At 59.1% G+C, this 22,269-nt stretch carries 23 protein-coding genes; 16 read left to right on the top strand and 7 right to left on the bottom strand.

What is annotated here, in order from left to right; genetic code table 11:
* Positions 1-118: 118 nt before the first annotated feature.
* Both BZK31_RS14840 and BZK31_RS14835 read right to left on the bottom strand, forming a co-directional pair.
* Positions 119-556, bottom strand: a complete 438-nt coding sequence (locus tag BZK31_RS14840; protein ID WP_083183710.1) for a hypothetical protein — start codon at positions 554-556, stop codon at positions 119-121.
* A 178-nt stretch (positions 557-734) separates the two neighbouring features.
* Positions 735-1,286 (bottom strand): DUF1523 family protein, encoded by a 552-nt coding sequence (locus BZK31_RS14835; protein ID WP_083183709.1) that lies wholly within the window; start codon positions 1,284-1,286, stop codon positions 735-737.
* A 119-nt stretch (positions 1,287-1,405) separates the two neighbouring features.
* Here BZK31_RS14835 and BZK31_RS14830 point away from each other — a divergent pair, with 119 nt between their 5' ends.
* From BZK31_RS14830 to BZK31_RS14770, 13 genes are all read left to right on the top strand, one after another.
* Positions 1,406-2,404, top strand: a complete 999-nt coding sequence (locus BZK31_RS14830; RefSeq protein WP_083183708.1) for an ATP-grasp domain-containing protein — start codon at positions 1,406-1,408, stop codon at positions 2,402-2,404.
* Positions 2,405-2,458: 54 nt separating this feature from the next.
* A complete protein-coding gene (locus tag BZK31_RS14825; protein ID WP_083183707.1) occupies positions 2,459-3,601 on the top strand; it encodes a trypsin-like peptidase domain-containing protein in 1,143 nt (380 codons plus the stop codon).
* Between the two features lie 79 nt (positions 3,602-3,680).
* Positions 3,681-4,814, top strand: a complete 1,134-nt coding sequence (locus tag BZK31_RS14820; RefSeq protein WP_083183706.1) for a phosphoribosyltransferase domain-containing protein — start codon at positions 3,681-3,683, stop codon at positions 4,812-4,814.
* Entirely contained in the window at positions 4,807-5,565 is a 759-nt protein-coding gene (locus BZK31_RS14815; RefSeq protein ID WP_083183705.1) for an HAD family hydrolase, read from the top strand. The genes BZK31_RS14820 and BZK31_RS14815 overlap by 8 nt, the downstream gene beginning before the upstream one ends.
* Entirely contained in the window at positions 5,558-6,652 is a 1,095-nt protein-coding gene (locus BZK31_RS14810) for a cysteine protease StiP family protein (RefSeq protein ID WP_083183704.1), read from the top strand. The genes BZK31_RS14815 and BZK31_RS14810 overlap by 8 nt, the downstream gene beginning before the upstream one ends.
* Entirely contained in the window at positions 6,652-7,602 is a 951-nt protein-coding gene (locus BZK31_RS14805) for an HpcH/HpaI aldolase/citrate lyase family protein (RefSeq protein WP_083183703.1), read from the top strand. The genes BZK31_RS14810 and BZK31_RS14805 overlap by 1 nt, the downstream gene beginning before the upstream one ends.
* Positions 7,603-8,307 carry an HAD family hydrolase gene (locus BZK31_RS14800; RefSeq protein ID WP_087881666.1) on the top strand — a complete coding sequence of 235 codons (705 nt, stop codon included), beginning with the start codon at positions 7,603-7,605 and terminating at the stop codon, positions 8,305-8,307.
* Between the two features lie 47 nt (positions 8,308-8,354).
* Positions 8,355-8,948 (top strand): TerD family protein, encoded by a 594-nt coding sequence (locus tag BZK31_RS14795; protein ID WP_083183702.1) that lies wholly within the window; start codon positions 8,355-8,357, stop codon positions 8,946-8,948.
* Positions 8,945-10,159 carry a TerD family protein gene (locus BZK31_RS14790; protein ID WP_083183701.1) on the top strand — a complete coding sequence of 405 codons (1,215 nt, stop codon included), beginning with the start codon at positions 8,945-8,947 and terminating at the stop codon, positions 10,157-10,159. The genes BZK31_RS14795 and BZK31_RS14790 overlap by 4 nt, the downstream gene beginning before the upstream one ends.
* 52 nt (positions 10,160-10,211) lie before the next feature.
* Positions 10,212-10,661, top strand: coding sequence for a tellurite resistance TerB family protein (locus BZK31_RS14785; protein WP_083183700.1), 450 nt, complete (start codon positions 10,212-10,214; stop codon positions 10,659-10,661).
* A 25-nt stretch (positions 10,662-10,686) separates the two neighbouring features.
* Complete coding sequence (locus tag BZK31_RS14780; RefSeq protein ID WP_083183699.1) at positions 10,687-11,721, top strand: TerC/Alx family metal homeostasis membrane protein; 1,035 nt, start codon at positions 10,687-10,689, stop codon at positions 11,719-11,721.
* Between the two features lie 27 nt (positions 11,722-11,748).
* Positions 11,749-12,324: a TerD family protein gene (locus tag BZK31_RS14775; protein WP_083183698.1), complete on the top strand. Its 576-nt coding sequence runs from the start codon at positions 11,749-11,751 to the stop codon at positions 12,322-12,324.
* A 36-nt stretch (positions 12,325-12,360) separates the two neighbouring features.
* Positions 12,361-12,939: a TerD family protein gene (locus BZK31_RS14770; protein ID WP_083183697.1), complete on the top strand. Its 579-nt coding sequence runs from the start codon at positions 12,361-12,363 to the stop codon at positions 12,937-12,939.
* Between the two features lie 71 nt (positions 12,940-13,010).
* Here BZK31_RS14770 and BZK31_RS14765 read toward each other — a convergent pair whose 3' ends face one another.
* The 3 genes from BZK31_RS14765 to nadC form a co-directional block, all read right to left on the bottom strand.
* Positions 13,011-14,252 carry a VWA domain-containing protein gene (locus BZK31_RS14765; RefSeq protein ID WP_083183696.1) on the bottom strand — a complete coding sequence of 414 codons (1,242 nt, stop codon included), beginning with the start codon at positions 14,250-14,252 and terminating at the stop codon, positions 13,011-13,013.
* Positions 14,253-14,305: 53 nt separating this feature from the next.
* Positions 14,306-15,376, bottom strand: coding sequence for an AIM24 family protein (locus BZK31_RS14760; RefSeq protein WP_244182687.1), 1,071 nt, complete (start codon positions 15,374-15,376; stop codon positions 14,306-14,308).
* Positions 15,377-15,450: 74 nt separating this feature from the next.
* Positions 15,451-16,299 (bottom strand): carboxylating nicotinate-nucleotide diphosphorylase, encoded by an 849-nt coding sequence (gene nadC / locus BZK31_RS14755; RefSeq protein WP_083183695.1) that lies wholly within the window; start codon positions 16,297-16,299, stop codon positions 15,451-15,453.
* A 335-nt stretch (positions 16,300-16,634) separates the two neighbouring features.
* Here nadC and BZK31_RS14750 point away from each other — a divergent pair, with 335 nt between their 5' ends.
* The 3 genes from BZK31_RS14750 to ampE all read left to right on the top strand — a co-directional run bounded on the left by BZK31_RS14750 (position 16,635) and on the right by ampE (position 20,471).
* Complete coding sequence (locus tag BZK31_RS14750) at positions 16,635-18,884, top strand: DUF1631 domain-containing protein (protein WP_083183694.1); 2,250 nt, start codon at positions 16,635-16,637, stop codon at positions 18,882-18,884.
* Positions 18,885-19,070: 186 nt separating this feature from the next.
* On the top strand, positions 19,071-19,619 hold the full coding sequence (gene ampD, locus BZK31_RS14745; RefSeq protein WP_083183693.1) for a 1,6-anhydro-N-acetylmuramyl-L-alanine amidase AmpD: 549 nt from the start codon (positions 19,071-19,073) through the stop codon (positions 19,617-19,619).
* Between the two features lie 15 nt (positions 19,620-19,634).
* Complete coding sequence (ampE, locus tag BZK31_RS14740; RefSeq protein WP_083183692.1) at positions 19,635-20,471, top strand: regulatory signaling modulator protein AmpE; 837 nt, start codon at positions 19,635-19,637, stop codon at positions 20,469-20,471.
* Positions 20,472-20,478: 7 nt separating this feature from the next.
* Here ampE and BZK31_RS14735 read toward each other — a convergent pair whose 3' ends face one another.
* Positions 20,479-21,267, bottom strand: coding sequence for a TatD family hydrolase (locus BZK31_RS14735; protein ID WP_167377963.1), 789 nt, complete (start codon positions 21,265-21,267; stop codon positions 20,479-20,481).
* Complete coding sequence (gene cra / locus BZK31_RS14730; RefSeq protein WP_083183691.1) at positions 21,264-22,259, bottom strand: catabolite repressor/activator; 996 nt, start codon at positions 22,257-22,259, stop codon at positions 21,264-21,266. Before cra ends, BZK31_RS14735 begins: the two co-directional genes overlap by 4 nt.
* Positions 22,260-22,269 lie beyond the last annotated feature (10 nt).

Genomic DNA, 22,269 nt, shown 5'->3' with positions numbered 1-22,269 from the left:
GCCGCTGCTGGAGTTGGCAAGATCACTGTGGATTGAGGCATGTCGCCAAGTTGAGTGCAACCTGCTCTTTCCTTACAAGAAGTTCGGTGTTGAAGATGGCGGCATTGCCAGGTTTTCGTTACCAGTCGAACAGGCCCACGAAGACTTTTTGGTCGGCACCATAGCCGCAGCCTGCAGTGTCCATGCGTACCGATGTTTCAAGTTTGCCGTCGATCAGGCGCACGGCCTGAGTTTGAGTGAGGCAGCCGGTTTCGGGAGGCGATTGGGGTTCGCTGCGCATGACCAGCACCACAGGCGTTTTCCTGACGGTCTCGACGCGGGCACTGCCTTGGCGGTCAGGGGAGAACTGACAGGGCCAGGCCATTTCCAGCTCGCGCGGTCTTTGCCTCGATTCTGAAAGCGCGCAACGGCCCTCATGATCAATCAGTTGCAAGTGCGTCTGACCCAGCACGACATTCAGGGGCGGAGGCGATTGCGGATTTGCCTGCGCATGGCCGGTCGCGCAAAGCAGCAGGCCGAACACGCTGAGGTAAATGCTACGTAGGGTATCCGTCATTGGGTCAAAGTCCTTCTGTTCACCTCTTGGGGAGGCGGTCAGTCGTTCCATGGGGCGCAAGTGATGTACTCGCCAAGAGATTTTGCATTGCCATATGGGTTCGCGACGGGCCGCGTTTGATGGCAAGGATATGAAGAGATCCCGATCCTCACTGATCGGGATTTTTTCAGTGCCTCGTTTACCTCACCACCTGATCCACCCGCGGCTGTGGCGTTCTGCGGAAGCGGCGGCGGATCACCATCACAACCATCAGCACCAGCACGGACAGCACCACGAAGAAGATGGTGTTGAACACCGGGAACGGCTGGTCACGGGTGGTGACGGCTTCGACCTGGGTCACGTTGGGGAACATCGAGAGGATCTGGATGCGCCAGCCGTAATAGCGGATGAGCGCCAGTTGCTGGGAGTCACGCGAATAGCCCTGAGCTTTGGCCTGTATGTCGGCGGAGTCGAACTTGAAATACCACGGGAAGCTCCAGCCGGTGTCTTCGTTGCGGTAAACCACGACCTTCTTGGTGTCCGGGTCTTCGGTGTTGATGAAGTACACGTCGCGGGTCGGGCCGTCAGCCGGATTTTCGGCGTTGATGACACCGTCGGCGTCCATTCTTTTGACTTCCACACCGGTGATCATCACGACATCATGGCGCGGCAGGACGTAATAGAGGCTTAATGCGCCGATCCCTAATGCTACGAATACCACAAGCCAAATCGACCTTTTAAGCCACTTCATACCAGCGTCCTCTGTTTAAAATTGCGTGACTTTGCCTTAATCCGAACATCTCGAAGCAAAACAGTTATTACAAAATTCGACAAGGCCGCTTGAGGCTGACTTGTCTTCCGGAGATTCACATGATTTGGTTCCTTGAAGGGCAGTCCAGCCAGCGTGAAGTGATCATGGGCGCGCGTGATGCCTTGCCCGCCTCGGTGCGGATTGTCGCATCCCATCGGCAGTTGCGGTCGGAGATCACCGGTCAGGCCGATGTGGCCTTGCAGGAGCCGCTCGACAACGAAGAACGCATCGCCTGGGTGCTTGAAACAGCGCGCTCGTTAGGCGTCAAGGTCATTGTCGCCGGGCGGGTCGGAAGCCGTTACGAGGCCGAGCGTCAGCGCTTTGTCGCTAAGGGCTTTGACCTCGTGACCGGCGGAACGTCGCTGCAGACTTTCGAGAATGTCGACGACAAGAGCCTTTTCACCGCCGCAGCCGAATTGGCGGGCCTTGCTTGCATACCGGGTCTTACGGCGAACAACGCTTACGAATTACAGGCGGCTTATGACGCGCTGTCCAGCGCGGGCGAGGTCTGTATCAAGCCCACTGTCGGGATCTATGGTCACGGGTTCTGGCGCTTTAAGGACGGCGTCGACGATTTTCGCTGTTTTGCCAACCCGGATGCCCGCGAAACGACTTTCAGTGCGTACCTGAATGCCTATCGGCAGTCCGACGATCGTCCGCCCATGTTGCTGATGCCGTACATGCCTGGCAGCGAGTGTTCGGTGGACATGGTTTGCGAGCAGGGCAGGGCCGTGGCGTATGTCGGGCGGCGCAAGCTGGGGTTGAATCAGACCTTCGAGCGCGACAGCGAGGCGGTGCGTCTGGCAGTCAGGGCCGCCGAACATTTTGCCTGCGACGGGCTGATCAATGTGCAGACCCGGGACGACGCCAATGGCAAGCCGCACCTGCTGGAAATCAATCCGCGTTACTCGGGCGGCATTGGTTACACGCGCGAAACCGGTGTCAATCTCCCAGGCATTTTCGCCACACGACGATTGGGCCTGAAAGAACCGGAAACACATTGGCTGGAGGATATTCGAGTCAAGGCCATCACCGTGGCTGTACGCGCCACGGTATGATCCGGATAATAGATTTTTGCTATTACTAATCGCTCTTATCAGGGAGGATCGGGCATGAAGGTCTTGGCGCCAGGTGCAAATACAGCTTTAGCGAATGCTCACTGCACCTGGAACCTGGAAAGCGGCCGATCCTCGATTTTTGGTGAGTACGCGGCGGTAGCGCTGCTTGCGGTGGACGAAAAGCGTCAGCCCAAAGGCGATCCTGCCTTGCTTCATCATGAACAGAACTGGATGGAGTGGAGCGGCGGTCCGCAGAACGTGGGCTGTACGCTGAAGCTGGATCAACTGCCTGCCGGCAGTGATCGTGTGCTGTTGATGGTCTACGTGTTCGCTGCGACCGGCCCCGTTCGCGAGATCGGCAGCCTGCATCTGCAGGTGGATAACGATATCGAGCATCGGGTTGACCTGCGGGACAACGGTGAAGCGGCAATCATCATCGGTGAGTTCTACAAGCGGAACGAGCAATGGAAATTCCGTGCGTTGAGCGAAGGCTCGGCGTATGGACTTTCCGCGTTCGGGCGCAAGGTTGGCCTGGATGTCGATGACCGCCATCCGCGACGTCCGGCAGGTGCTCCGCATGGCGGTGGTTCGCCGCATCACTCGGCAACCGGGACGGCATTTGTAGTCGGGCCTGCGTATGTGATGACCTGCGCCCATGTCATCGAAGACATGAATGTGTTTCACATCCATTCGCTGGAAGGGCGCTACAAGGCCGAACCGGTGGTAGTTGACCGCCGCAATGACATCGCGTTGCTGCGTGTGCAGGGTGCTTCGCCGTTGTCTGCGGTTACATTCCGGGAAGGCCAGGGCTGTGAGCCGGGTGATAACGTGGTCGTGCTGGGTTACCCGCTGGCGTCCATTTCCGGTGGGGGCCTGCAGGTTACCCAAGGTGGCATATCCGGGCTGTTCGGTCTGCACAGCGATGCGAGCCTGTTCCAGTTCACCGCACCCATTCAGCCAGGCTCCAGCGGCAGCCCGTTGTTCGACAGCGGCGGGGCGGTGATCGGGATGGTGACGTCCACGGTGCCGGACGGCCAGAACATGAATTTCGCGGTGAAATCCGCACTGCTTCTGTCCTTTCTGCAGGCGTGCCGCATCGATGCGCCACACGCCAGGTCGGAAAGGTCATACACCACAACCGAAATCACGCGGGCTGCCCAGTCCTCGCTATGGCTCGTCGAAGCTTCTCGCGAGTGATACCGAAACGTCCTTTCCAGGGACCGTTCCGACAGGCAGACGCCAAGGGGTTGCGACCCCGCTAATCAGGAAATCATCGATGGACAGCAGCGCAGCTTCTTCAACACCTGTCAGGCTTCGTGCTGATCTGCTCCGGGGATGCCTCAATGTGAGCGTCAACGCGTCCACGATTGCCCCGGATTCATTGTTCGGCTTCGCTGAGCGTCGTAATCCCAAACGTGCATTTTTGTTCGTCTCGCGGGTTCTGGGCCGACACATTCCGGTCCGTCCAGGCGTGATGCTCAGGAGCTTTCAGGATCTGGCGCACAAGATCCCCGTCGACCTGCCCGGCCCGGTGTTGATCATCGGCATGGCCGAAACTGCGGTCGGTCTCGGTGCCGGCGTGCATCGTGCGTACAGCGCTTCGCGCCCGGATGCGATGTATCTGGTCAGCACTCGCCACCCGACCGGCACCGACCTGTTCGCTCGGTTCGAGGAAGAACACAGCCACGCCAGTGCGCATCTGATTCACTTGCCCACCGACCCTGCACTGCGCGACATGATGCTCAACGCCCGCTCGCTGGTGCTGGTCGATGATGAAGCGTCCACTGGCAAGACCTTCATCAATCTTCACCAGGCGCTGGTCGATGCCGGTCTCGATCGGCTCGAGCGTGTCGTGACCTGTGTGCTTACCGACTGGTCGGCAGGCGCGGTCAGCACATCGATGGGCGCGGTGGCCGAGCAAGTGTCTCTGCTGCAGGGCTCCTATTCCTTCGACGAAGATGTCAGTGCGCCCATGCCCGACATGCCGGAAGTCGGCACCGTCGCCATGGGCGACTGGCCGCTGGTGACCGCCAATGACTGGGGGCGCCTCGGCGTGCTGTCGGTGGACGACACACTGGCCCCCGGCATTCAGGTCGAGAAAGGTGAACGGGTTTTGGTCGTTGGCACCAGCGAGTTCGTCTGGCGTCCGTTTCTGTTGGCCGAGCGTCTGGAAAAGGCCGGTGCCGATGTGCATTTCAGCTCGACCAGCCGCTCGCCGATCGCGTTGGGGCATGCCATCGATCACGCCTTGTCGTTCTCCGACAATTACGGGCTGGGCATCCCCAATTTCCTTTACAACGTGCGCCCAGGGCAGTTCGACCGGGTGCTGATCTGTACCGAAACCCCGAGCCAGGCGGTGCCTGCCGAATTGATTGAAGCGCTGAACGCCGAGGTGATCTGCGATGAGTAACGACCGCCCGCTGATCTTCGTCGACCTGGACGACACCTTGTTCCAGACCGCCCGCAAAACCCCGGCCCATATAGAAAAGCACGTCGCCACGCTCGACATCAGCGGTAATGCCAACGGCTACATGACCAACGTGCAGAAGTCCTTCGCTCACTGGCTGCTGGCCCACTCGGACGTGGTTCCGGTGACAGCGCGCAGTGTCGAGGCCTACAGCCGGGTCAAGTTGCCGTTCACGGCCGGAGCCATTTGTTCGCACGGCGGCGTCATGCTCGATCTGATGGGAAAGGTGGACAAGGACTGGAACGAGCAGATGAAGCTGACACTGGCCAGCTACCAGACACGCCTTCATGAGTTGTCAGCTACCACCCTGGCCATCGGTCAGGAGATGGGGGTGTCGCTGCGCGGCTGGGTCGTGGAAGAGGCCAGACTGTTTCATTACGTGGTGACCAAGCACAACGAAAACGACGACAGCGTTCTCACCCGGGTGCTGGCCGAGGTGCAGGCGCGCGGTTTGCTCGATGGCATGCACGTGCATGGCAATGGCAATAATCTGGCGTTCCTGCCCAACGGTCTGGCCAAGCGGTACGCTGTTCAGGAGTGGCTGCGCCGAGACAAAGCGGTAAATGGTGAGCGCCCGGTGCTGGGTTTTGGCGACAGCATCACCGATCTTGGCTTCATGGACGAATGCCACTGGTGGGCGACGCCTGCCCGCAGTCAGTTGGCCAGAATGTTTGTCGGGGCTGCGCATGAGTAAGCCGGTTCACGGCCCGGATACCGTGGGGAGTGGCAGTTATCTGGAAGGCGACGTGCATTTTCTGCTGCGCTGCGTCGAGATGCAGGCCACGGATGTCGAGGAAAAGGAGCGACTGATCCAGACGCGCCAAAAGCACTATTCGGAGATGATCAGCGAAGAAGCGGCCCCAAGCGCGGCGCATCAGGCCTTGTTCGAACGCACGCTGGATCAGAATGGTGGGCGCATGGCAGCTGACGTTCAGTCACTCGCGCAGGCGCTGGATCGGCAATGCACCGGCCCCGAGATCGTATTGGTGTCGTTCGTGCGCGCCGGTCTGCCACTCGGCGTTCTGCTGCGCCGCGCCCTGATTGACCTGGGCCGCGAGGCTCACCACTACGGCATCAGCATCATCCGTGACCGGGGCACCGACGGCGTGGCGCTCGAAGCCATCATAGACGCTCATGGTGCGCAGAACATCGTGTTTGTCGACGGCTGGACCGGCAAGGGCGCGATTTCAGGCGAGATCAAGCGCAGTCTGGCGGGCGACGGGCGATTCCCGGAAGAACCGCGTCTTGTGGTGCTGGCCGATCCCTGCGGCAGTGCCTGGCTGGCAGCGTCCAGTGAAGACTGGGTGATCCCGTCCGGCATTCTGGGTGCGACAGTCTCCGGGCTGGTATCGCGTTCGATCTGGCCGTCCGAAGCTGGACTGCACGGTTGCGTGGTCTACGATCACCTGCAGCCCCATGACGTGACCCGGTCTTTCATCGAACGGATCGAGGGCCAGCGGCGCAGTCTGCGATCTGCTGTCACGGTGGCACCGTGGACTCAAAGGCAGCGTCAGCAATTGCAGTCGTCTGCCGCAGCCGTGGTCCAGCGTCTGGCCGAGCGGTTCGGGATAAACAATCTGAACCGCATCAAGCCTGGCATTGCCGAAGCCACCCGCGCGGTCATGCGCCGTGTGCCGGACCATGTGTTGGTGCGCGATACGGCTGATCGCGACGTGCAATTGCTCATGCACCTGACCGAAAAAGCGGGCATTCCTGTCGAGCAGGTCGGCAATGCCCTGGGGCCCTACAGGGCGGTAACCATCATCCGGAGTCTGAGCTAATGGCCTTATTCTCGCCTTACGCGCTGGGCGCAACCTTGTACATGCCCGCTACCCGCGACGACATTCTGGATGTGGCATTCGGCGAAAAACTGCCCGAGTTGCGCTCGCTGGTGGTCTGTCTGGAAGATGCCGTAGCCCTTATCGACGTGGATACCGCGCTGGTCAACCTGCGTCAGGTGTTGACCGGTATCCAGAACCGTGGCGGTCGTCCTGTAAATGGTCCGCTGCTGTTCGTTCGTCCTCGGGATGCCGGGATGGCCCGCATCCTCAACGACTGGCCGTTGATGGCCCATGTCGACGGCTTCGTGGTGCCCAAGCTGTCGCTTAAAAGTCTGCCAGGCTGGGAGCAGGCGGTAACCAATCCGGCGCTTGCGCTGATGCCCACGCTGGAAACGCCGGAAGTGTTCAACCCGACGGCGATGGTCGAATTGGGCCAGGCCTTGAAAGCCAGCCTGGACGAGCGAATCATTGCCTTGCGCATTGGCGGCAACGACCTGATGGGCTGTCTCGGGCTGCGCCGCAATCCGGCGATGACGCTGTACGGCACGCCGATGGGTTATGTCATTCCGATGCTGGCCGGCGTGATGGGATCGCAAGGCTTTGCGTTGACCGCGCCGGTGTTCGAGCAACTGGCCACGCCGCAGATTCTTGAGCAGGAACTGACGCTGGACATCGCCAATGGTCTGGTGGGCAAGACCGCAATTCACCCATCACAGGTCAATATCATTCAGAATGCACTTCGCGTCAGTCTTGAAGACATGAACTCGGCCCGGATGATTTTGAACTCTGTTGCGCCAGCCGTGTTCAAGTACAACGACGCGATGTGTGAACCGGCGACCCATTACAAATGGGCAACCCACATCATGGAGCGCGCCAAATGGCATGGAGTGCTACCCGCACCCGCTTCGATCATGGATGCCAGCATTCGACTCGCTGAGGCAGTTAGCTAGATGATAGAACCTGACCTTGAAGTCGAAGTGGAGCAACGCCTGCTGGCGGTGTTCGACTTCGACGGAACCATTACCCGACACGACAGCTTCGTGCCCTTTCTCAAATTTGCCTTTGGGCAACGTGCTTTTTCCGTGCGCATGGCCAGACTGGTATTGCCCAGCATCGGCTACCTGACCAAGCGCGTTACCCGAGACGAACTCAAAGGGCGTCTGATCAAGGCTTTTCTGACCGGGGTTGAGGCGCAGTGGCTCCAGCAGAAGGCTGAAGCGTTTTGCGAACTCTACTGGAAACGCCTGATGCGTCCGGCTGCGCTGGAGTCCATTGCGGCCGAGCTTGAGAAGGGCGCCATTGTCACGCTTTGTTCAGCATCGCCTGCTATGGTGCTGCAACCGTTCGCCGACCGGCTAAAAGTTGAGCTGATCGGGACCAATCTCGAAGTGATCGACGGCAAACTGACCGGATTGATCGAAGGCAGCAATTGTCGCTGCGACTCCAAGGTTGCGCGCCTGGAAAGTGTTTACGGGCCGCTTAACAAATTCCGTTTGCGCGCCTGGGGCGACACCCGTGGTGACCACGAATTGCTCGCGGCAGCGCAGGATGCCCACTGGCGCCATTTCCATCCGACGTGGCGTAAAGGGCGTTACAAGGGGCCCATTAACGCCAAGTTACACAATCCCGATGGCAAAGATGAGCCAACACGGTAAGGCTGTAACACTTTTATCCGACTTCCTTCGTCCACATGGAGCGAAAAATGGCACTCACTTTGGCAAAAAACCAGACGATCTCGCTTGAGAAAACCGCTGGTACCGGCCTTAAGAAAGTCAGCATGGGCCTGGGATGGGACCCGGAGAAAGCGAGCGGATTCTTCGGCAAGCTGCTGGGCGGCGGCGGGGGTGACATTGACCTGGATGCGTCCTGCATCATGCTCGATGCCGACAAAAAACCTCTGGATCTGGTGTGGTTCCGTCAATTGCAATCCCGTGATGGCGCCATTCAACACTCTGGCGACAACCGCACTGGCGAAGGCGCGGGTGACGATGAAACCATCAGTGTCGACCTGGAAAAGCTGCCTGCCACCGTGAAATACCTGGTGTTCACGGTCAACTCCTTCACTGGCCAGAACTTCGAAAAAGTCGCCAATGCCTATTGCCGCATCGTCGATCTGGGATCGCGCAACGAACTGGGTCGCTTCGACCTGTCGGAAAAAGGCCAGCACACCGGTGTGGTGATGTCTTACCTGTCGCGTACTGCAAGCGGCTGGGATTTCACCGCCGTGGGTCAGGCAACCAACGGTCGTACAGCGGATGACCTGGTCGATCTGGCCATTGGAGCCGTTCGCGCATGACCCAACTTGTCCCAGGCGCCAACGCGCCGGTAGCTGCCGGTCCCTTGACGGTCGACGTCAGCTACTCCCCGCTGACGGGCGCGGACATTGATGTGTCCGCTTTCCTGCTGACCGGCACCGGCAAGGTCCGTGGTGATCAGGACATGTGCTTCTACGGTCAGAAAAGCGTAAATGGCGGTGCGGTACAGTTGACGGAAACGTCGGCTGGCCGTGCGGTATTCACGCTTGATCCGAGCCGTCTGGATGCGGTCGTCGAGAAAGTTGCCCTGACCGCAACCATTTATGAGAACAAGGCCAGCTTCGGCAGCGTGGCGCGTCTGGCGTTGACCATCACCGGGGGTATCGAAGCCGATATTCCCACCGTTGGCATGCAGGAAACCGCGCTTATTCTGGGCGAGTTCTATCTGCGTCAGGGGGCCTGGAAATTCCGCTGTGTGGCACAGGGCTTTGCGGGCGGGCTTGAACCGCTGGCGAAAAACTTTGGCGTTGAAGTGGCCGCCCCGCAGGATCAGCCTGCACCTGCACCTGCACCTGCACCTGCACCTGCACCTGCACCTGCACCTGCAGCGCCAACGCCAGCACCTGCCGTCAAATCGACGGTCAGCCTGAGCAAGATCACCCTGGACAAGACCCGCGCGTCGGTCAGCCTGGAAAAAACCAGTGCGGGCTTTGGCGAGATTCGCGTCAACCTGAACTGGAACCGTCGCAGCGACACCAAGGGCGGCGGGTTCTTCTCGATGAAGAAGAGCAATGCCATCGACCTTGATGTAGGCTGCCTGTTCGAGTTGCAGGACGGCCACAAAGGCGCTGTCCAGGCGTTGGGCAATTCGTTCGGTTCACTCAACACCGAGCCCTTCATCAAGTTGATGGGCGATGACCGTACCGGTTCCGTCAGCGATGGCGAATGGCTGCACATCAACGGTGGTCACTGGAACAAGATTCGTCGCATTCTGGTCTACGCATTCATCTATGAAGGCGCACCGAACTGGAAAGAGACCGACGGAGTTGTCACTATCCACGCGCCCGGCCAGCCACCCATCGAGGTTCGCCTCAATGAAGAAGGGGGTCGTCAGGGCATGTGTGCAATTGCTCTGCTGGAAAACGACAACGGTGCCGTCAAGGTGACGCGTCGCGTGGACTTCCACAACGGACACAGCAACATGGACAAGGCCTACGGCTGGGGCATGCGCTGGGCTGCCGGATCCAAGTAAACACTCTACCGATATTTCTGAGGCAGGCCTTGCCGCTTCACAGGAGATAGACATGCTGGACTGGTTGAAAACAAACGCAACAGCGGCTCGTGACAAACTGGCTACCGAAGTCTCGAAGTTCAAGAATCGCGAATTCATGGACGCCGTGGTTTCCGGTTGCGCTCTGGTATCCGCCGCCGATGGCGACATCAGTTCCAGTGAAAAGCAGAAGATGGCCGGCTTCATCCAGAACTCTCAGGAATTGAAAGTCTTCGATATGAAAGACGTCATCCAGGGGTTTCAGGATGCGTGCTCCAAATTCGAGTTCGATTTTGAAATTGGCCGTGCCGAAGCGTTGAAAACCATTGGCAAGATCAAGAAAAAAGAAGACGCCTCCCGTTTGTTGGTGCGCGTCTGCTGTGCCATCGGTGGTGCAGATGGCAGCTTCGATGAGAAAGAGCGGGAAGTCTGCCGTACGATCTGTCGAGAGCTTGGCCTGAACCCGTCCGATTTCGACCTGTAATTTTTACCCTAAGGAACGCAGTTAAATGGAAAGCACCTCTCTAGGCTTCCCTCCACTCACGATGGCCGTCTTCGTTGGCCTGGCCATTACGGCCATGGCTATCGACATGTTTTCCCACCGGGGAAACAAGCCGATCACGCTCGCCCAGGCGTCCGCCTGGTCGATCTTCTGGGTTGCCATCTCGCTGGCCTTCGCAGGCTTCCTGTATGTGCAGCACGGCTCCGAAGTCGCCACCCTGTTCGTGACCGGTTATGCGCTGGAAAAAGTGCTGAGTGTCGACAACCTGTTCGTGTTCATGGCCTTGTTCACCTGGTTCAAGATCCCGGATGGCCTGCGCCACCGCGTTCTGTACTGGGGCATCATCGGCGCCATTGTCTTCCGCGGCATCTTCGTCGCCATCGGTACTGGCCTGCTGGCTCTGGGGCCGTGGGTCGAAGTGGTATTCGCGATCATCGTTGCCTGGACCGCCATCATGATGCTGCGTGCCGGTGATGACGACGACGAAGAGATCGATTACTCCCAGCACATGGCCTATCGCTTCGCCAAGAAGCTGTTCCCGGTTTGGCCAAAACTGCATGGCAGCAATTTCTTCGTGCGCCGTTCGGTATTGGAAGAAGAGATCAAGAAGCCTGAAAACGCCGGTATCACGCTGGCTGCCAAAGGTGCTTTGTTCGCAACGCCGCTGTTTCTGTGTCTGGTCGTGGCTGAAATCTCCGACGTACTGTTCGCCTTCGACTCCGTGCCGGCCATCATCGCCGTCAGCCGTGAGCCGCTGATCGTGTTCTCGGCCATGCTGTTCGCGATTCTCGGCCTGCGTACCCTGTACTTCGTGCTGGAAGCCCTCAAGCGCTACCTGGTGCACCTGGAGAAAGCGGTTATCGCATTGCTGTTCTTCATCGCCATCAAGCTGGGCCTGAATGCAACCAACCACCTGTTCCATCACGGTTACGAAATCAGTGCCAACACCAGCCTGCTGGTCGTGGTGGTCGTACTGATCATCGGTATCGTCGCCAGTCTGCTCTTCCCGGGAAAAGAAGAGTCGGCTGAAGAAAAAGCGTAAAAACTGGATAAAGGAGATAAACGAATCATGGCTTTGACTTTGCAAAAAGGTGGCAACCTTTCGCTGTCGAAAACCGACCCGACCCTGACCAATGTACTCATTGGCCTGGGCTGGGACCCGCGTGCCACTGACGGCCAGGATTTTGACCTGGACGCCAGCGCATTCCTGTTAGGCGCCAATGGCAAGGTCCGCAGTGAAGCTGACTTCATTTTCTACAACCAACTGAAAAGCGCTGACGGTTCTGTCGAGCACGCTGGTGATAACCGCACCGGCGCTGGCGATGGCGATGACGAAGTGGTGAAGGTCGATCTGACGCGTGTGCCGGCCGATGTCGAAAAAATCGTCTTTGTCGTGACCATCCATGAAGCCGATAGCCGCAAGCAGAACTTCGGTCAGGTAGGCGGTTCGTTCATCCGTGTCGTGAATGAAAAATCTTCTGCAGAAGTCGTTCGCTATGACTTGGCCGAAGATGCATCGACCGAGACGGCGATGGTCTTCGCCGAGCTGTATCGCAATGCAGGCGAGTGGAAATTCCGCGCAATTGGTCAGGGTTATGCTGGCGGTCTGAAAGCCGTCGCCAATTCGTATGGCATGAACTTCTGATTCGTCCCCACATTCTTCTAGAAAAGGATCAAGAACATGGCGGTAAGTCTGAGTAAAGGCGGCAACGTTTCCCTGTCCAAAGAAGCACCTGGCTTGACGGAAGTGACCGTGGGCCTGGGTTGGGATCCGCGCGTTACCGATGGCACCGAGTTCGATCTGGATGCTTCTGTTTTCATCGTCGGTGAAAACGGCAAGGTGCTGGACGAGAACGGCTTCATTTTCTACAACAACAAGAAGTCGGCCGATGGTTCGGTCGAGCACTTGGGCGACAACCGTTCCGGCGCTGGTGACGGCGATGACGAGTCAGTAAGCGTCAAGCTGGGCGGTCTCGCTGCCGCGGTCAAGAAGCTGGTGTTTGCGGTAACCATTCACTCGGCTGATGAGCGCAAGCAGAACTTCGGTCAGGTTCAGAATGCTTACATCCGCGTTCTGAACAAGGCTGACGGCAAGGAAATTGCTCGCTATGACCTGTCGGAAGATGCATCGACCGAAACCGCGATGATCTTCGGCGAGCTGTATCGCAATGGCGAAGAGTTCAAGTTCAAGGCCATTGGCCAAGGCTTCGCAGGCGGCCTCAAGTCGCTGGCAGAAGCGCACGGTGTTTCGATCGGCTAACCCCGAACATTACGCCCACTAAAAACCCCCGTCAGCAATGGCGGGGGGTTTTTATTGGCGCACGTTTCGGCTTACAGAATTCCTGCGGCCTTGGCCGTCTTCAGCCAGTCTGGAAACTCTTCCATCAACAGGTCATACAGCTTTTCTTCCGGCACCTCATCCAGTCGGTCGAGCGCAAAGAAATTGCAGTTGTCGACGACTCGACCACCCATGTCGTCCAGCTTTTGCAGAATTCCGTAGCCGTGTCCGCCCAAGCCCACGAACTGCCAGAAGATCGGTAGCCTGGCGGCTTCGACCATCAGTTTGCTGATTTGACTGTCCATATACACGCCACCGTCGCTGATGAACAGAATGTAGACCGGCGTCTTGTCCCCCGATTGTTTGTAGTAGTCGATGACTTTGCGCATCGCCTTGGGCTCGTCGTTGACGCGCGCGCCCAGCTCCCAGTTTTTCCATCCGCCATGGTCGCTCAGAATGAAATCCTTGAAGTTGGCCAGCGTGACGCCGGACAGCTGTTGCGGTTTGGCACCGAAGGCCCAGCAATCCAGCGTGGCGTCGTCGTCGAAATGCACGGCGAGAGGAATCAGCCGATCCACCACTTCCTGAACATGACCGCGGCTGTATTGAGCGTTCATGGAGCCCGATGCATCGAGCACCAGGCCTACCCGCGCCTTGGTCTCGGTCAGGTTGGCTTTTTCCAGACTGACTTGCGCCTTCTTGGCCAGACTTACCAATTGCGGGGCGGCTGCGGCGATCTTTTTTTCTAACGATATCTTCGCTGGCGCAGTGGGAGCAGGCGCGGGCGTTTCGGCAATCTCGCCACCAAAATGCAACACCAATGCGTCGAGCCCGGCGTTGTAACCTTGCAAGTTCGAGGCGATACGCCACTCGCCATTCTTGCGGTAAATATCGGCGACCATGATCGCTTTTTCGGCCGCAAAGGTTGCGCCGGAGAATTCGCAACGCGCCACTTCGCGACCGTTGTCCTTGATGCTGAAATGGCTGGCCTGGATATCGCTCATGGCCCCGATGCCATCGATCGATGCGGTGAACACCAGGCGATCGATGGAGGCGGGCAGTGCGCCGAGCGCGAGCTGGAAGTCGCCGCCGTTGACCTGTCTGACGCTGTTGCAGGGGCTGGCCGGCTGGTTGAAGAAGATCATGTAGCGATCATCCGACAGCTTGCCTTGGGCATCGACCCCGAAACAGACATAGTCGATGACGTGAGCCGACTTGATCTCGATGGACAGTGTGAGGTCGGATCCCTGAATCAGCGTGGAAAGCGGGATGCGTTGGCCCTGAGTGATGAACATGTTTCTTCCTTGGCGAAAAGAGCGCTCGTGCGCCCTCAATGACGAATTCGAGGTTATCGTTCGCTTCGGCCCACGCCCGCAGGCCCGGCTGCAAGCATGCGTCCGGCCAGCCGCGAGAAGGGCAGGCTTTGCAGCCATACCGTGCCGGGACCGGTGAGCCTGGCGAAGAACATGCCTTCGCCGCCGAATAGCATCGATTTGATGCCACCGCCGACCATACGGATGTCGTAGTCCACGGTCTGGGTCATGGCCGCCAGGCAGCCGGTATCCACATCAAGTCCTTCACCGGCAGCCAGCTCGATTTTGCGCACCGTGCCGCCCATGTGCACGAACACCCAGCCGTCGCCTTCAAGCTTTTGCAGCACGAAACCTTCGCCACCGAACAGGCCGGTCAGGATCTTCTTCTGAAACTGGATGCCGATGGAGACGCCCTTGGCGCCGGCCAGAAAACTGTCTTTCTGACAGATCAGCCTGCCACCGAAATCACTCAGGTTCAGCGGCAGAATGGTGCCAGGGTAGGGCGCAGCGAACGCGACGCGGCCTTTGCCGGAGCCCTGCTGTGAAAAGACCGTGGTGAACAGGCTTTCACCGGTCAGCATGCGTTTGCCAGCGCCAAATAAGGAGCCCAGCAACCCGGAGGATTGATTGCTGCCGTCGCCGAAGATGGTTTCCATCTGTACATCGCACGTCTTGTACATCAGCGCCCCGGCCTCGGCGACTGCGCTTTCACCGCGATCCAGTTCGAGCTCTACGAACTGGGTTTCCGTACCGTACAGCTTGAAATCCACGCCATCGGTGGCGTTTCCCGAGCCATAGCCGCCCGAAGCGTTGGGGGCGGGCGTGAAGGATGGTCGCTTGAGCGAAGGTGCGGCGGCCGGCATTGCCGATGCAGGCGGCGGCGATGCATGGGCGGGTAATGCCGACGGCTTAGGCTGGATCATGTCTGGCGTCGGGGCGGGAAAGGGCGTTACGCCATCCTTTTTGAGTGCACGTACCTCGTCGACCTGATAGATCGGTTGCCAGTCGGGCATGCCCTGCTTCCAGCACCAGGCGCCGGGGGATTCGCGGGCGATGAGGCGTGCCGCCGCGGCGTCCAGCGGGCCGAGTTGCCGACCCGCGTTCATTACGTACCAGTCCTGCAAGGCGTCTGCTCCCGATCAGAATCGTTTCGAGGTGACCGTTATCAATGCACCAGTTGTCAGGCGCTCAGACGCATCGACAGGTCCACCGCTTTCACATCCTTGGTCATGGCACCAATGGAAATGTAGTCGACACCGGTTTCGGCAATGGTCCGCAAGGTGTCGTCGTTAATGCCTCCACTGGCTTCGAGCCTGGCGCGGCCTGCATTCAGCCGGACCGCCTCGCGCATGTCATCCAGGCTCAATTCGTCGAGCATGACGATGTCTGCGCCAGCATCGAGTGCCTGTTTGAGTTCGGCAAGGCTTTCCACTTCGACTTCCACCGGTTTGCCGGGAGCGATCTTGTGCGCCGTTTCGATGGCCTGGGCGATGCCGCCGCAGGCTGCAATGTGGTTTTCCTTGATCAGGAACGCATCGTACAGACCGATGCGGTGGTTGTGACAGCCACCACACGTGACCGCATATTTCTGCGCGAGACGCAGGCCCGGCAGCGTCTTGCGGGTATCGAGCAGTTTCACCTGAGTACCGGCCACCATGTCGGCGAAGTGCCGGGCGCGCGTTGCTACGCCGGACAGCATCTGCAGAAAGTTGAGCGCGCTGCGCTCGCCGGTCAGCAACGAGCGGGCCGGGCCTTCCAGATGAAACAGCGTCTGGTTGGGGCTGACACGATCACCATCGCTCACTTGCCAGTGCACGGCGACACGCGGATCCAGTTGGCGAAACACCGTGTCCACCCAGGCAGTGCCGGCAATCACGGCCGCATCGCGCGAAATGATGGTGGCCTTGGCCAGCCGTCCTTGCGGGATCAGTTGTGCAGTAATGTCGCCACTGCCCACATCTTCAAGCAATGCGCGACGCACATTGGCTTCGATTTCGGCGGTCAGGGCGGCAAGGCGTAAATTCGGCATAGCGGGCTCCACTCACAAAGTCGAACGAGTATAAGGCACGGCTCTTACGTAACCCACCCGTGACAGACCTGATGTCTGGCGATCGGGACATGCAGTTGGTCGGTTTTGTAAAAAGCTATGCGATGTAACGCAAAAGACGCGGTCTATCCCCGCATAGAGGCTCAGGTGCACCCCCGTTCAAAGGGGCGAAAGACCCACTGGCGCTGGATACAGGTTTGAAACATAATCCGACTTGTATTTGACGTCAGGGGTTTGACGTAGCGCGCAGCCAAGGGGGTCGCCTCACGAACATCAGGTTTGTGGCGGGATTCAGGTAGTTCCTGTCAGGGGGTGTAATGCCGAACGACGAAAAAGTAGTGCCGTTAAGCAAACTGTCTTCTGCGCAGGGGGTGAATGCCCCTTTGGCCCGGTTGCCTGTCGTGCTGCTTCAAGTACGCGACAAAGCTGCACAGCAGCTCAAGGACGCCCTGCAGGCGCTGTTCGACAATGCCGATGACACGCTTTTCGAAATGGCTGATCGTGCCCGCAACAATGCCGAACAGAACATCTTCTTCGAAGCGATGCGGGACTTGCGTCTCAAGCGTAAAAGCATAGAGCGCGGCTTCCTCGACAAGTTCTATGAATCGTTTCTGGCGCTTGGCCAGTATCGGATCGCCGAACCTGTGATTCCCGCTCCGGTGTCGTTTGACAAACTGGCACTGGTGCAGAACGACGAACTGGAAAAAACCGTCGCCGTCGATGCCATGGTCGCCAAGGTCATGAGTCGCGACAGTCTTGCCCTCGGACAGCTCACGGCACGCCTTAACGCATTGCTGCCTCAGCCCGTCACGGATGAAACCAATCCGATGGGGCCGTCGATCCTGTGTCGGTTGTTCCTTGAAGCGGCGCGTAATCTCGGTGTCGAGATCAAGGTCAAGTTGATCATTCTCAAGCTGTTCGAACGTTATGTGTTGAGCAACACCGATCATCTGTATGGCGAATCCAACCAGTTGTTGATTGCCACCGGCATCTTGCCTGACATGAAAGTCTTGCCGACCCGCCGCTCCTCCGACCGTCCAGCTTCGAGACCGCGTGCTTCGGAGTTGTCCGATCCTGCGCTGGCTCAGGCCGCCGACAAGCTCGACAAGGGTGTGCAGGAAGTCTTTTCAGCGTTGCAGGAATTGCTGCTTCAGGTTCGCGGCAACCTGGCCCCGCGTCACGAACCCAACGCTGAAGTGCGGCCCATTTCCAGTAAGGATCTGCTGCGTCTGCTCTCGCACTTGCAGCAATATGTGCCTGCTCAGGAAGCCGCCGATGAGTTCGACCTGCGCAACCAGTTGGAGCAATTGCTGACTCGCGTCAGCGTGCGCAGCGGCAAGTCGCGCAGTGTCGGGTCGGGTGACGAGGACGTGATCAACCTGATCGCCATGCTGTTTGAATTCATCCTCGATGACCGCAACCTGCCTTCCTCGCTGCGTGCCCTGATCGGGCGTCTGCAGATTCCGATGCTCAAGGTAGCGGTGCTGGACAAGAGCTTTTTCAGCCGTGGCAGCCATCCGGCCCGTCGTCTGCTCAACGAGATCGCGACCGCGGCGCTCGGCTGGGGTGGGCGTGACGATTATCAGCGCGACTCGCTGTACCTGCGGGTCGAGCAGATTGTGCAGCGCCTGCTGAATGATTTCGTCGATGACCCGGCAATCTTTTCCGAACTGCTGGCCGATTTTCTGGCGTTCACCAGCGATGAGCGTCGCCGCAGTGAACTGCTTGAACAACGTACCCGTGACGCGGAAGAAGGGCGCGCACGCGCCGAGCTGGCCCGTCAGCGTGTGCAGCAGGAGTTGAATCAGCGCCTGCTCGGCAAAACCTTGCCGGAAGCGGTTGTGCGTTTGCTTCAGGAAGCCTGGAGCAAGGTCTTGCTGCTGACCTGCCTCAAGCACGGCGACGGGTCGGCCGAGTGGCAGGCCGGGCTGACGACCATGGACGAGTTGATCTGGAGCGTCGAGCTGCATGGCGAACCTCAGGCTCGTCAGCAGTTGCTGGACCTGGTGCCTGGATTGCTCAAGGCCCTGCGTGACGGCCTGACCAGCGCGGCGTTCGACCCATTCGCCACCAGCGAATTCTTCAGCCAGCTGGAGTCGCTGCATGTGCAGGCCTTCCAGCACTTGTCGCGTTTGCACGAGATGCAGGGCGCCGAAATGCCAGGTGACTCGCAATTGGCGCTGACTGCCGAAGGGCCAACCATGATGGAAGTCATGGAAGAAATCGTGCTGATCGCGCCTGAGGAAGCGGGTCTTGCCGAGCCTGCCGTGCAGTTGCCCGAGGACGATGCCGGTCTGCGCATGGTCGACGCGCTGCGTGTCGGTTGCTGGGTCGAGATCCAGGAAGACGAAGAGCACAAGCTGCGTTGCAAGCTGACCGCGATCGTCGAACCGAGCGGCCGCTATGTGTTCGTCAACCGTACTGGCATGAAAGTGCTCGAGAAGACTCGCATGGGGCTGGCGGTGGAATTTCGTCGTGGCGCGGTCCGCGTGCTGGATGATGCGTTGCTGTTCGACCGAGCGCTGGAGTCGGTGATCAGCAATCTGCGCAAGTTAAAGGGCGCCTGAGCTGTCCAGTCACGCCTGTGCAGTGCTTGATGGCATTGGCCTCACGCACGCACGGTGTTCACTCGTAAGATTTCGGCCGCACGGCAAACCGCTATTTCGTACGGCACGTGCCGTAGTCTGATCCCCACATCCTTTTCCATCGCGGGCATACTGGGTGCATTCCATTTGTCCGCTCCAGGAGCTTTCATGCAGCTCGATTGCGCAAGCGGTTGGTGCCACGGCCTTCAGCACTGCCCCTCGCCCAACTTCAACTCGCGACCCGAAAGCGAGATCTCGCTGTTGGTCATCCACAACATCAGCCTGCCGCCCGCTCAATTCAAGACTGGCAAGGTGCAGGCCTTCTTTCAGAACCAACTGGACACCTCCGAGCATCCTTACTTCGAAGGCATTGCTCATCTGACGGTTTCAGCGCATTTTCTGATCGAGCGTGATGGCGACGTGATTCAGTTCGTCTCCTGTCTTGATCGCGCATGGCATGCGGGCGTTTCCAGTTTTCAGGGGCGTGAGGGCTGCAACGATTTTTCCATCGGCATCGAGCTCGAGGGGACGGATGACCAGCCTTTTACCGATGCGCAATACACTGCTTTGATCGAGCTGACCCGTCAGCTGCGCAGGGCGTATCCAAAGATTACGGCTGAGCGTATTTGTGGTCACAGCGACATCGCACCGGGGCGCAAGACCGATCCGGGGCCCTGTTTTGACTGGGGCCGATTTTTAGCGGCTCTGCAGGATTGAAGTGAGGGACGAACGATGAGTTTTCTGGTGTTGCTGCTGGCGGTGCTGGTCGAGAAATTCTCCGCGTTGCGGCAGCGGATACAGCGCGACGCGTTCTTTTTGAAAGAGCTGGCCAGACTTGAGGGTAATCCGCGAACCGCGTCCCGCCCTTGGGTCATCCTGACGCTGATGGTGCTTGTGCCGGTGGTGTTGCTGCAGTTGCTTCTGACCATCGTAGGTTCGGTGGCCTATGGCTGGCTGGCCTTGCCGATTCACTTGCTGGTATTGATCTACAGCCTTGGGCGAGGCGATTTGATCGCTGCACTGGGGCCTTTTCGTGATGCCTGCCGTCGCGGCGATGCGCAAGCGGCTGTGCATGTTGCAGAGCGGGACATGGGCGTCGAGGCCGATGACAGTGAGCAGTTACTGCATGGTGTGCAGAGTTATATGCTCTGGCAGGCGCATCAAAGTTTCTTCGCGGTGATTTTCTGGTATTTCCTGCTCGGCCCCGTGGCGGCGTTGGCCTATCGGTTGCTGGCGCTTGCCGCTGAACATGGCGCGACACCCGCGCTGGTCGAGCGCGCCGCGCAGTTGCGTCATGCGTTCGACTGGGTGCCAGTCAGGTTGCTGGCGGCCAGCTTCGCGCTGGTGGGCAACTTTGTCGCGGTCAGTCGCTTGATGCTGCACGAACTGCTCAATTGGAACATCAGCGCGGCGCAACTGATTACCCGCATCGGGTGCGCGGCCAGTGACGTTCCGTCTCCGGTACTGGGTGCAGAGGGTGTACGCAGTCTCGACATGCTCTGGGAGTTGCTGATCCGTGCCGCGATTGTCTGGTATGCCGGATTCGCGCTGTGGACGCTGCTGGTCTGATCAAGTCCTAAAGCGGCCAGCCGAACAGTTCGTGCGCGTTGCGGGTACTGGCTTGCGCCAGTCGCTCCGCGCTGACGTTCATCAACTGCGCCAGCGCAGTGCAGATGTCCGGCAGGTGTTCGGGGCTGTTGCGTTGGTTGGGGTACATCGCCGGGGCCATGTCCGGTGAATCGGTTTCGAGCACCACGCTGTCCAGCGGCAGTTCGGCAATCACTCTGTGCATGCGCAGCGCCTGCGGCCAGGTCGCCGCACCACCCAAGCCGAGTTTGAACCCCAGCTTCAGGTATTCCCGCGCTTCTTCCCGGCTGCCGGCAAACGCATGAATGATCCCGCTGCGCTTGAGCTTGTGGCGCTTCAGTGTTGCGATCACATCGGCATGGCTGCGTCGGACATGCAGCAGCACCGGCAGGTCGAAGTCTGCAGCCAGCTGCAATTGCGCCTCGAAAACCTGCTGCTGAAGCGCCTTGTCCAGGCCTTCCACGTAATAATCCAGGCCGATCTCGCCCACTGCACAGAGTTTTGAATGACCCTTGAGGCGAGTCAGCCAGTCGCCCAGTTCCGTCAGGTGCTCGGGGCGGTGTTCGGCGATGTACAACGGGTGCAGTCCGAACGCCGCGTTCAGCTCGGGATGGGCCAACGTCAGGTCCCACAGTCGTTGCCAGTTACGCTGATAAACGCCTAGCACGACCATGCGCTGCACGCCCACTGCTCGACAATTCTCCAGGACCTCAGCGCGATCTGCGTCGAAGTCCGGGAAGTCGAGGTGCGTGTGGGTGTCGATCAGCGTCACGTTCACCCCCCGTGGATGCGTTGCTTGAACGTGCGCACGATGGCGTGAACGCCGGGCTGGTATTCGTTCTTCTGGATGGCCGCCAGCGCCAGCTCCAGAGCGGTGTCAGCGATTTTCTGATGTTGCTGCGCCATGGCGTTGACCGGCAAAGGCAGGAAATCCAGCAATTGCGTATCGCCGAACGTGCCCAGGTGCAGTTGGGTCGTATTGAATGCCTGGCTTTGCAGCACGTCGAAGACACCTTGCAGCAACACGTATGAGGTGGTGATGAGTGCATCCGGGAAATGGCCCAGACGTTCCAGCATCTCGGTCATCAGGCGCTGGCCGCACTGTCGGCTGAAGGCCTCGCCGTGCTCCACGAACGTCGTACCGGAAAAGCCGTCCAGTGCGTGCTCGAAGCCGGCAGCGCGTGCCCGGCTGATACTCAGTTCAGGGCGTGCGCCGATCAGGGCGATATGCCGTGGTCTGGTTTCGAGCAGGCTATGGGTCAGTTGCAGGCTGGCGTCATGGTCGTCACTGACCACCGAGCAGAAAAACTCCGGGTTCATTTCCCGGTCGATGGCGATGATCGGCAGGCCTTTGAGTTGCAGCTCGCGGTAACTGTCATCGCTTGGTGGCAAGCAACTGGCTACCAAAAGCGCGTCGCAGCGACGGGCGCGAAACACCTGCAACAGTTGCAGTTCACTGGCCGGATCGTCGTCGGAGCTGGCGATTAGTAATTGATAGCCCAAAGCCCTGGCACCTTGTTCCAGAAGCTTGGCAATGCGTGCATAACTGGGGTTTTCCAGGTCCGGCAGGATAAAGCCCAGGGTTTTGCTGTGCCGACTGCGCAGGCCGGCCGCTTGTGGGTTGGGTCGAAAATCATGCTGTTCAACGACTGCTCGCACCCGCTCGACCGTAGCCGGACTGATGCGCTGTTGTTCAGCCTTGCCGTTGATCACGTAACTGGCAGTGGTGACGGACACACCGGCCAGACGCGCAATATCGCTCAGTTTCACCGCAAATTTC

It is taken from the genome of Pseudomonas floridensis (assembly GCF_002087235.1).
GTDB classification, from domain to species: domain Bacteria; phylum Pseudomonadota; class Gammaproteobacteria; order Pseudomonadales; family Pseudomonadaceae; genus Aquipseudomonas; species Aquipseudomonas floridensis.
Note: the sequence above shows the minus strand (reverse complement) of the source record. Positions and strands in the feature narration are given on the sequence as shown.

What these genes read in the sequence shown, in the direction of transcription:
- BZK31_RS14750 (WP_083183694.1), top strand. Translation starts at nt 16,635, where the DNA reads ATGCCGAACGACGAAAAAGTAGTGCCGTTAAGCAAACTGTCTTCTGCG.
- BZK31_RS14770 (WP_083183697.1), top strand. Translation starts at nt 12,361, where the DNA reads ATGGCGGTAAGTCTGAGTAAAGGCGGCAACGTTTCCCTGTCCAAAGAA.
- BZK31_RS14780 (WP_083183699.1), top strand. Translation starts at nt 10,687, where the DNA reads ATGGAAAGCACCTCTCTAGGCTTCCCTCCACTCACGATGGCCGTCTTC.
- BZK31_RS14775 (WP_083183698.1), top strand. Translation starts at nt 11,749, where the DNA reads ATGGCTTTGACTTTGCAAAAAGGTGGCAACCTTTCGCTGTCGAAAACC.
- BZK31_RS14820 (WP_083183706.1), top strand. Translation starts at nt 3,681, where the DNA reads ATGGACAGCAGCGCAGCTTCTTCAACACCTGTCAGGCTTCGTGCTGAT.
- BZK31_RS14785 (WP_083183700.1), top strand. Translation starts at nt 10,212, where the DNA reads ATGCTGGACTGGTTGAAAACAAACGCAACAGCGGCTCGTGACAAACTG.
- BZK31_RS14825 (WP_083183707.1), top strand. Translation starts at nt 2,459, where the DNA reads ATGAAGGTCTTGGCGCCAGGTGCAAATACAGCTTTAGCGAATGCTCAC.
- nadC (WP_083183695.1), bottom strand. Translation starts at nt 16,299, where the DNA reads ATGCCGAATTTACGCCTTGCCGCCCTGACCGCCGAAATCGAAGCCAAT.
- BZK31_RS14830 (WP_083183708.1), top strand. Translation starts at nt 1,406, where the DNA reads ATGATTTGGTTCCTTGAAGGGCAGTCCAGCCAGCGTGAAGTGATCATG.
- BZK31_RS14800 (WP_087881666.1), top strand. Translation starts at nt 7,603, where the DNA reads ATGATAGAACCTGACCTTGAAGTCGAAGTGGAGCAACGCCTGCTGGCG.
- ampD (WP_083183693.1), top strand. Translation starts at nt 19,071, where the DNA reads ATGCAGCTCGATTGCGCAAGCGGTTGGTGCCACGGCCTTCAGCACTGC.
- BZK31_RS14760 (WP_244182687.1), bottom strand. Translation starts at nt 15,376, where the DNA reads ATGAACGCGGGTCGGCAACTCGGCCCGCTGGACGCCGCGGCGGCACGC.
- BZK31_RS14795 (WP_083183702.1), top strand. Translation starts at nt 8,355, where the DNA reads ATGGCACTCACTTTGGCAAAAAACCAGACGATCTCGCTTGAGAAAACC.
- BZK31_RS14840 (WP_083183710.1), bottom strand. Translation starts at nt 556, where the DNA reads ATGACGGATACCCTACGTAGCATTTACCTCAGCGTGTTCGGCCTGCTG.
- BZK31_RS14765 (WP_083183696.1), bottom strand. Translation starts at nt 14,252, where the DNA reads ATGTTCATCACTCAGGGCCAACGCATCCCGCTTTCCACGCTGATTCAG.
- BZK31_RS14790 (WP_083183701.1), top strand. Translation starts at nt 8,945, where the DNA reads ATGACCCAACTTGTCCCAGGCGCCAACGCGCCGGTAGCTGCCGGTCCC.
- BZK31_RS14810 (WP_083183704.1), top strand. Translation starts at nt 5,558, where the DNA reads ATGAGTAAGCCGGTTCACGGCCCGGATACCGTGGGGAGTGGCAGTTAT.
- BZK31_RS14835 (WP_083183709.1), bottom strand. Translation starts at nt 1,286, where the DNA reads ATGAAGTGGCTTAAAAGGTCGATTTGGCTTGTGGTATTCGTAGCATTA.
- ampE (WP_083183692.1), top strand. Translation starts at nt 19,635, where the DNA reads ATGAGTTTTCTGGTGTTGCTGCTGGCGGTGCTGGTCGAGAAATTCTCC.
- BZK31_RS14815 (WP_083183705.1), top strand. Translation starts at nt 4,807, where the DNA reads ATGAGTAACGACCGCCCGCTGATCTTCGTCGACCTGGACGACACCTTG.
- BZK31_RS14805 (WP_083183703.1), top strand. Translation starts at nt 6,652, where the DNA reads ATGGCCTTATTCTCGCCTTACGCGCTGGGCGCAACCTTGTACATGCCC.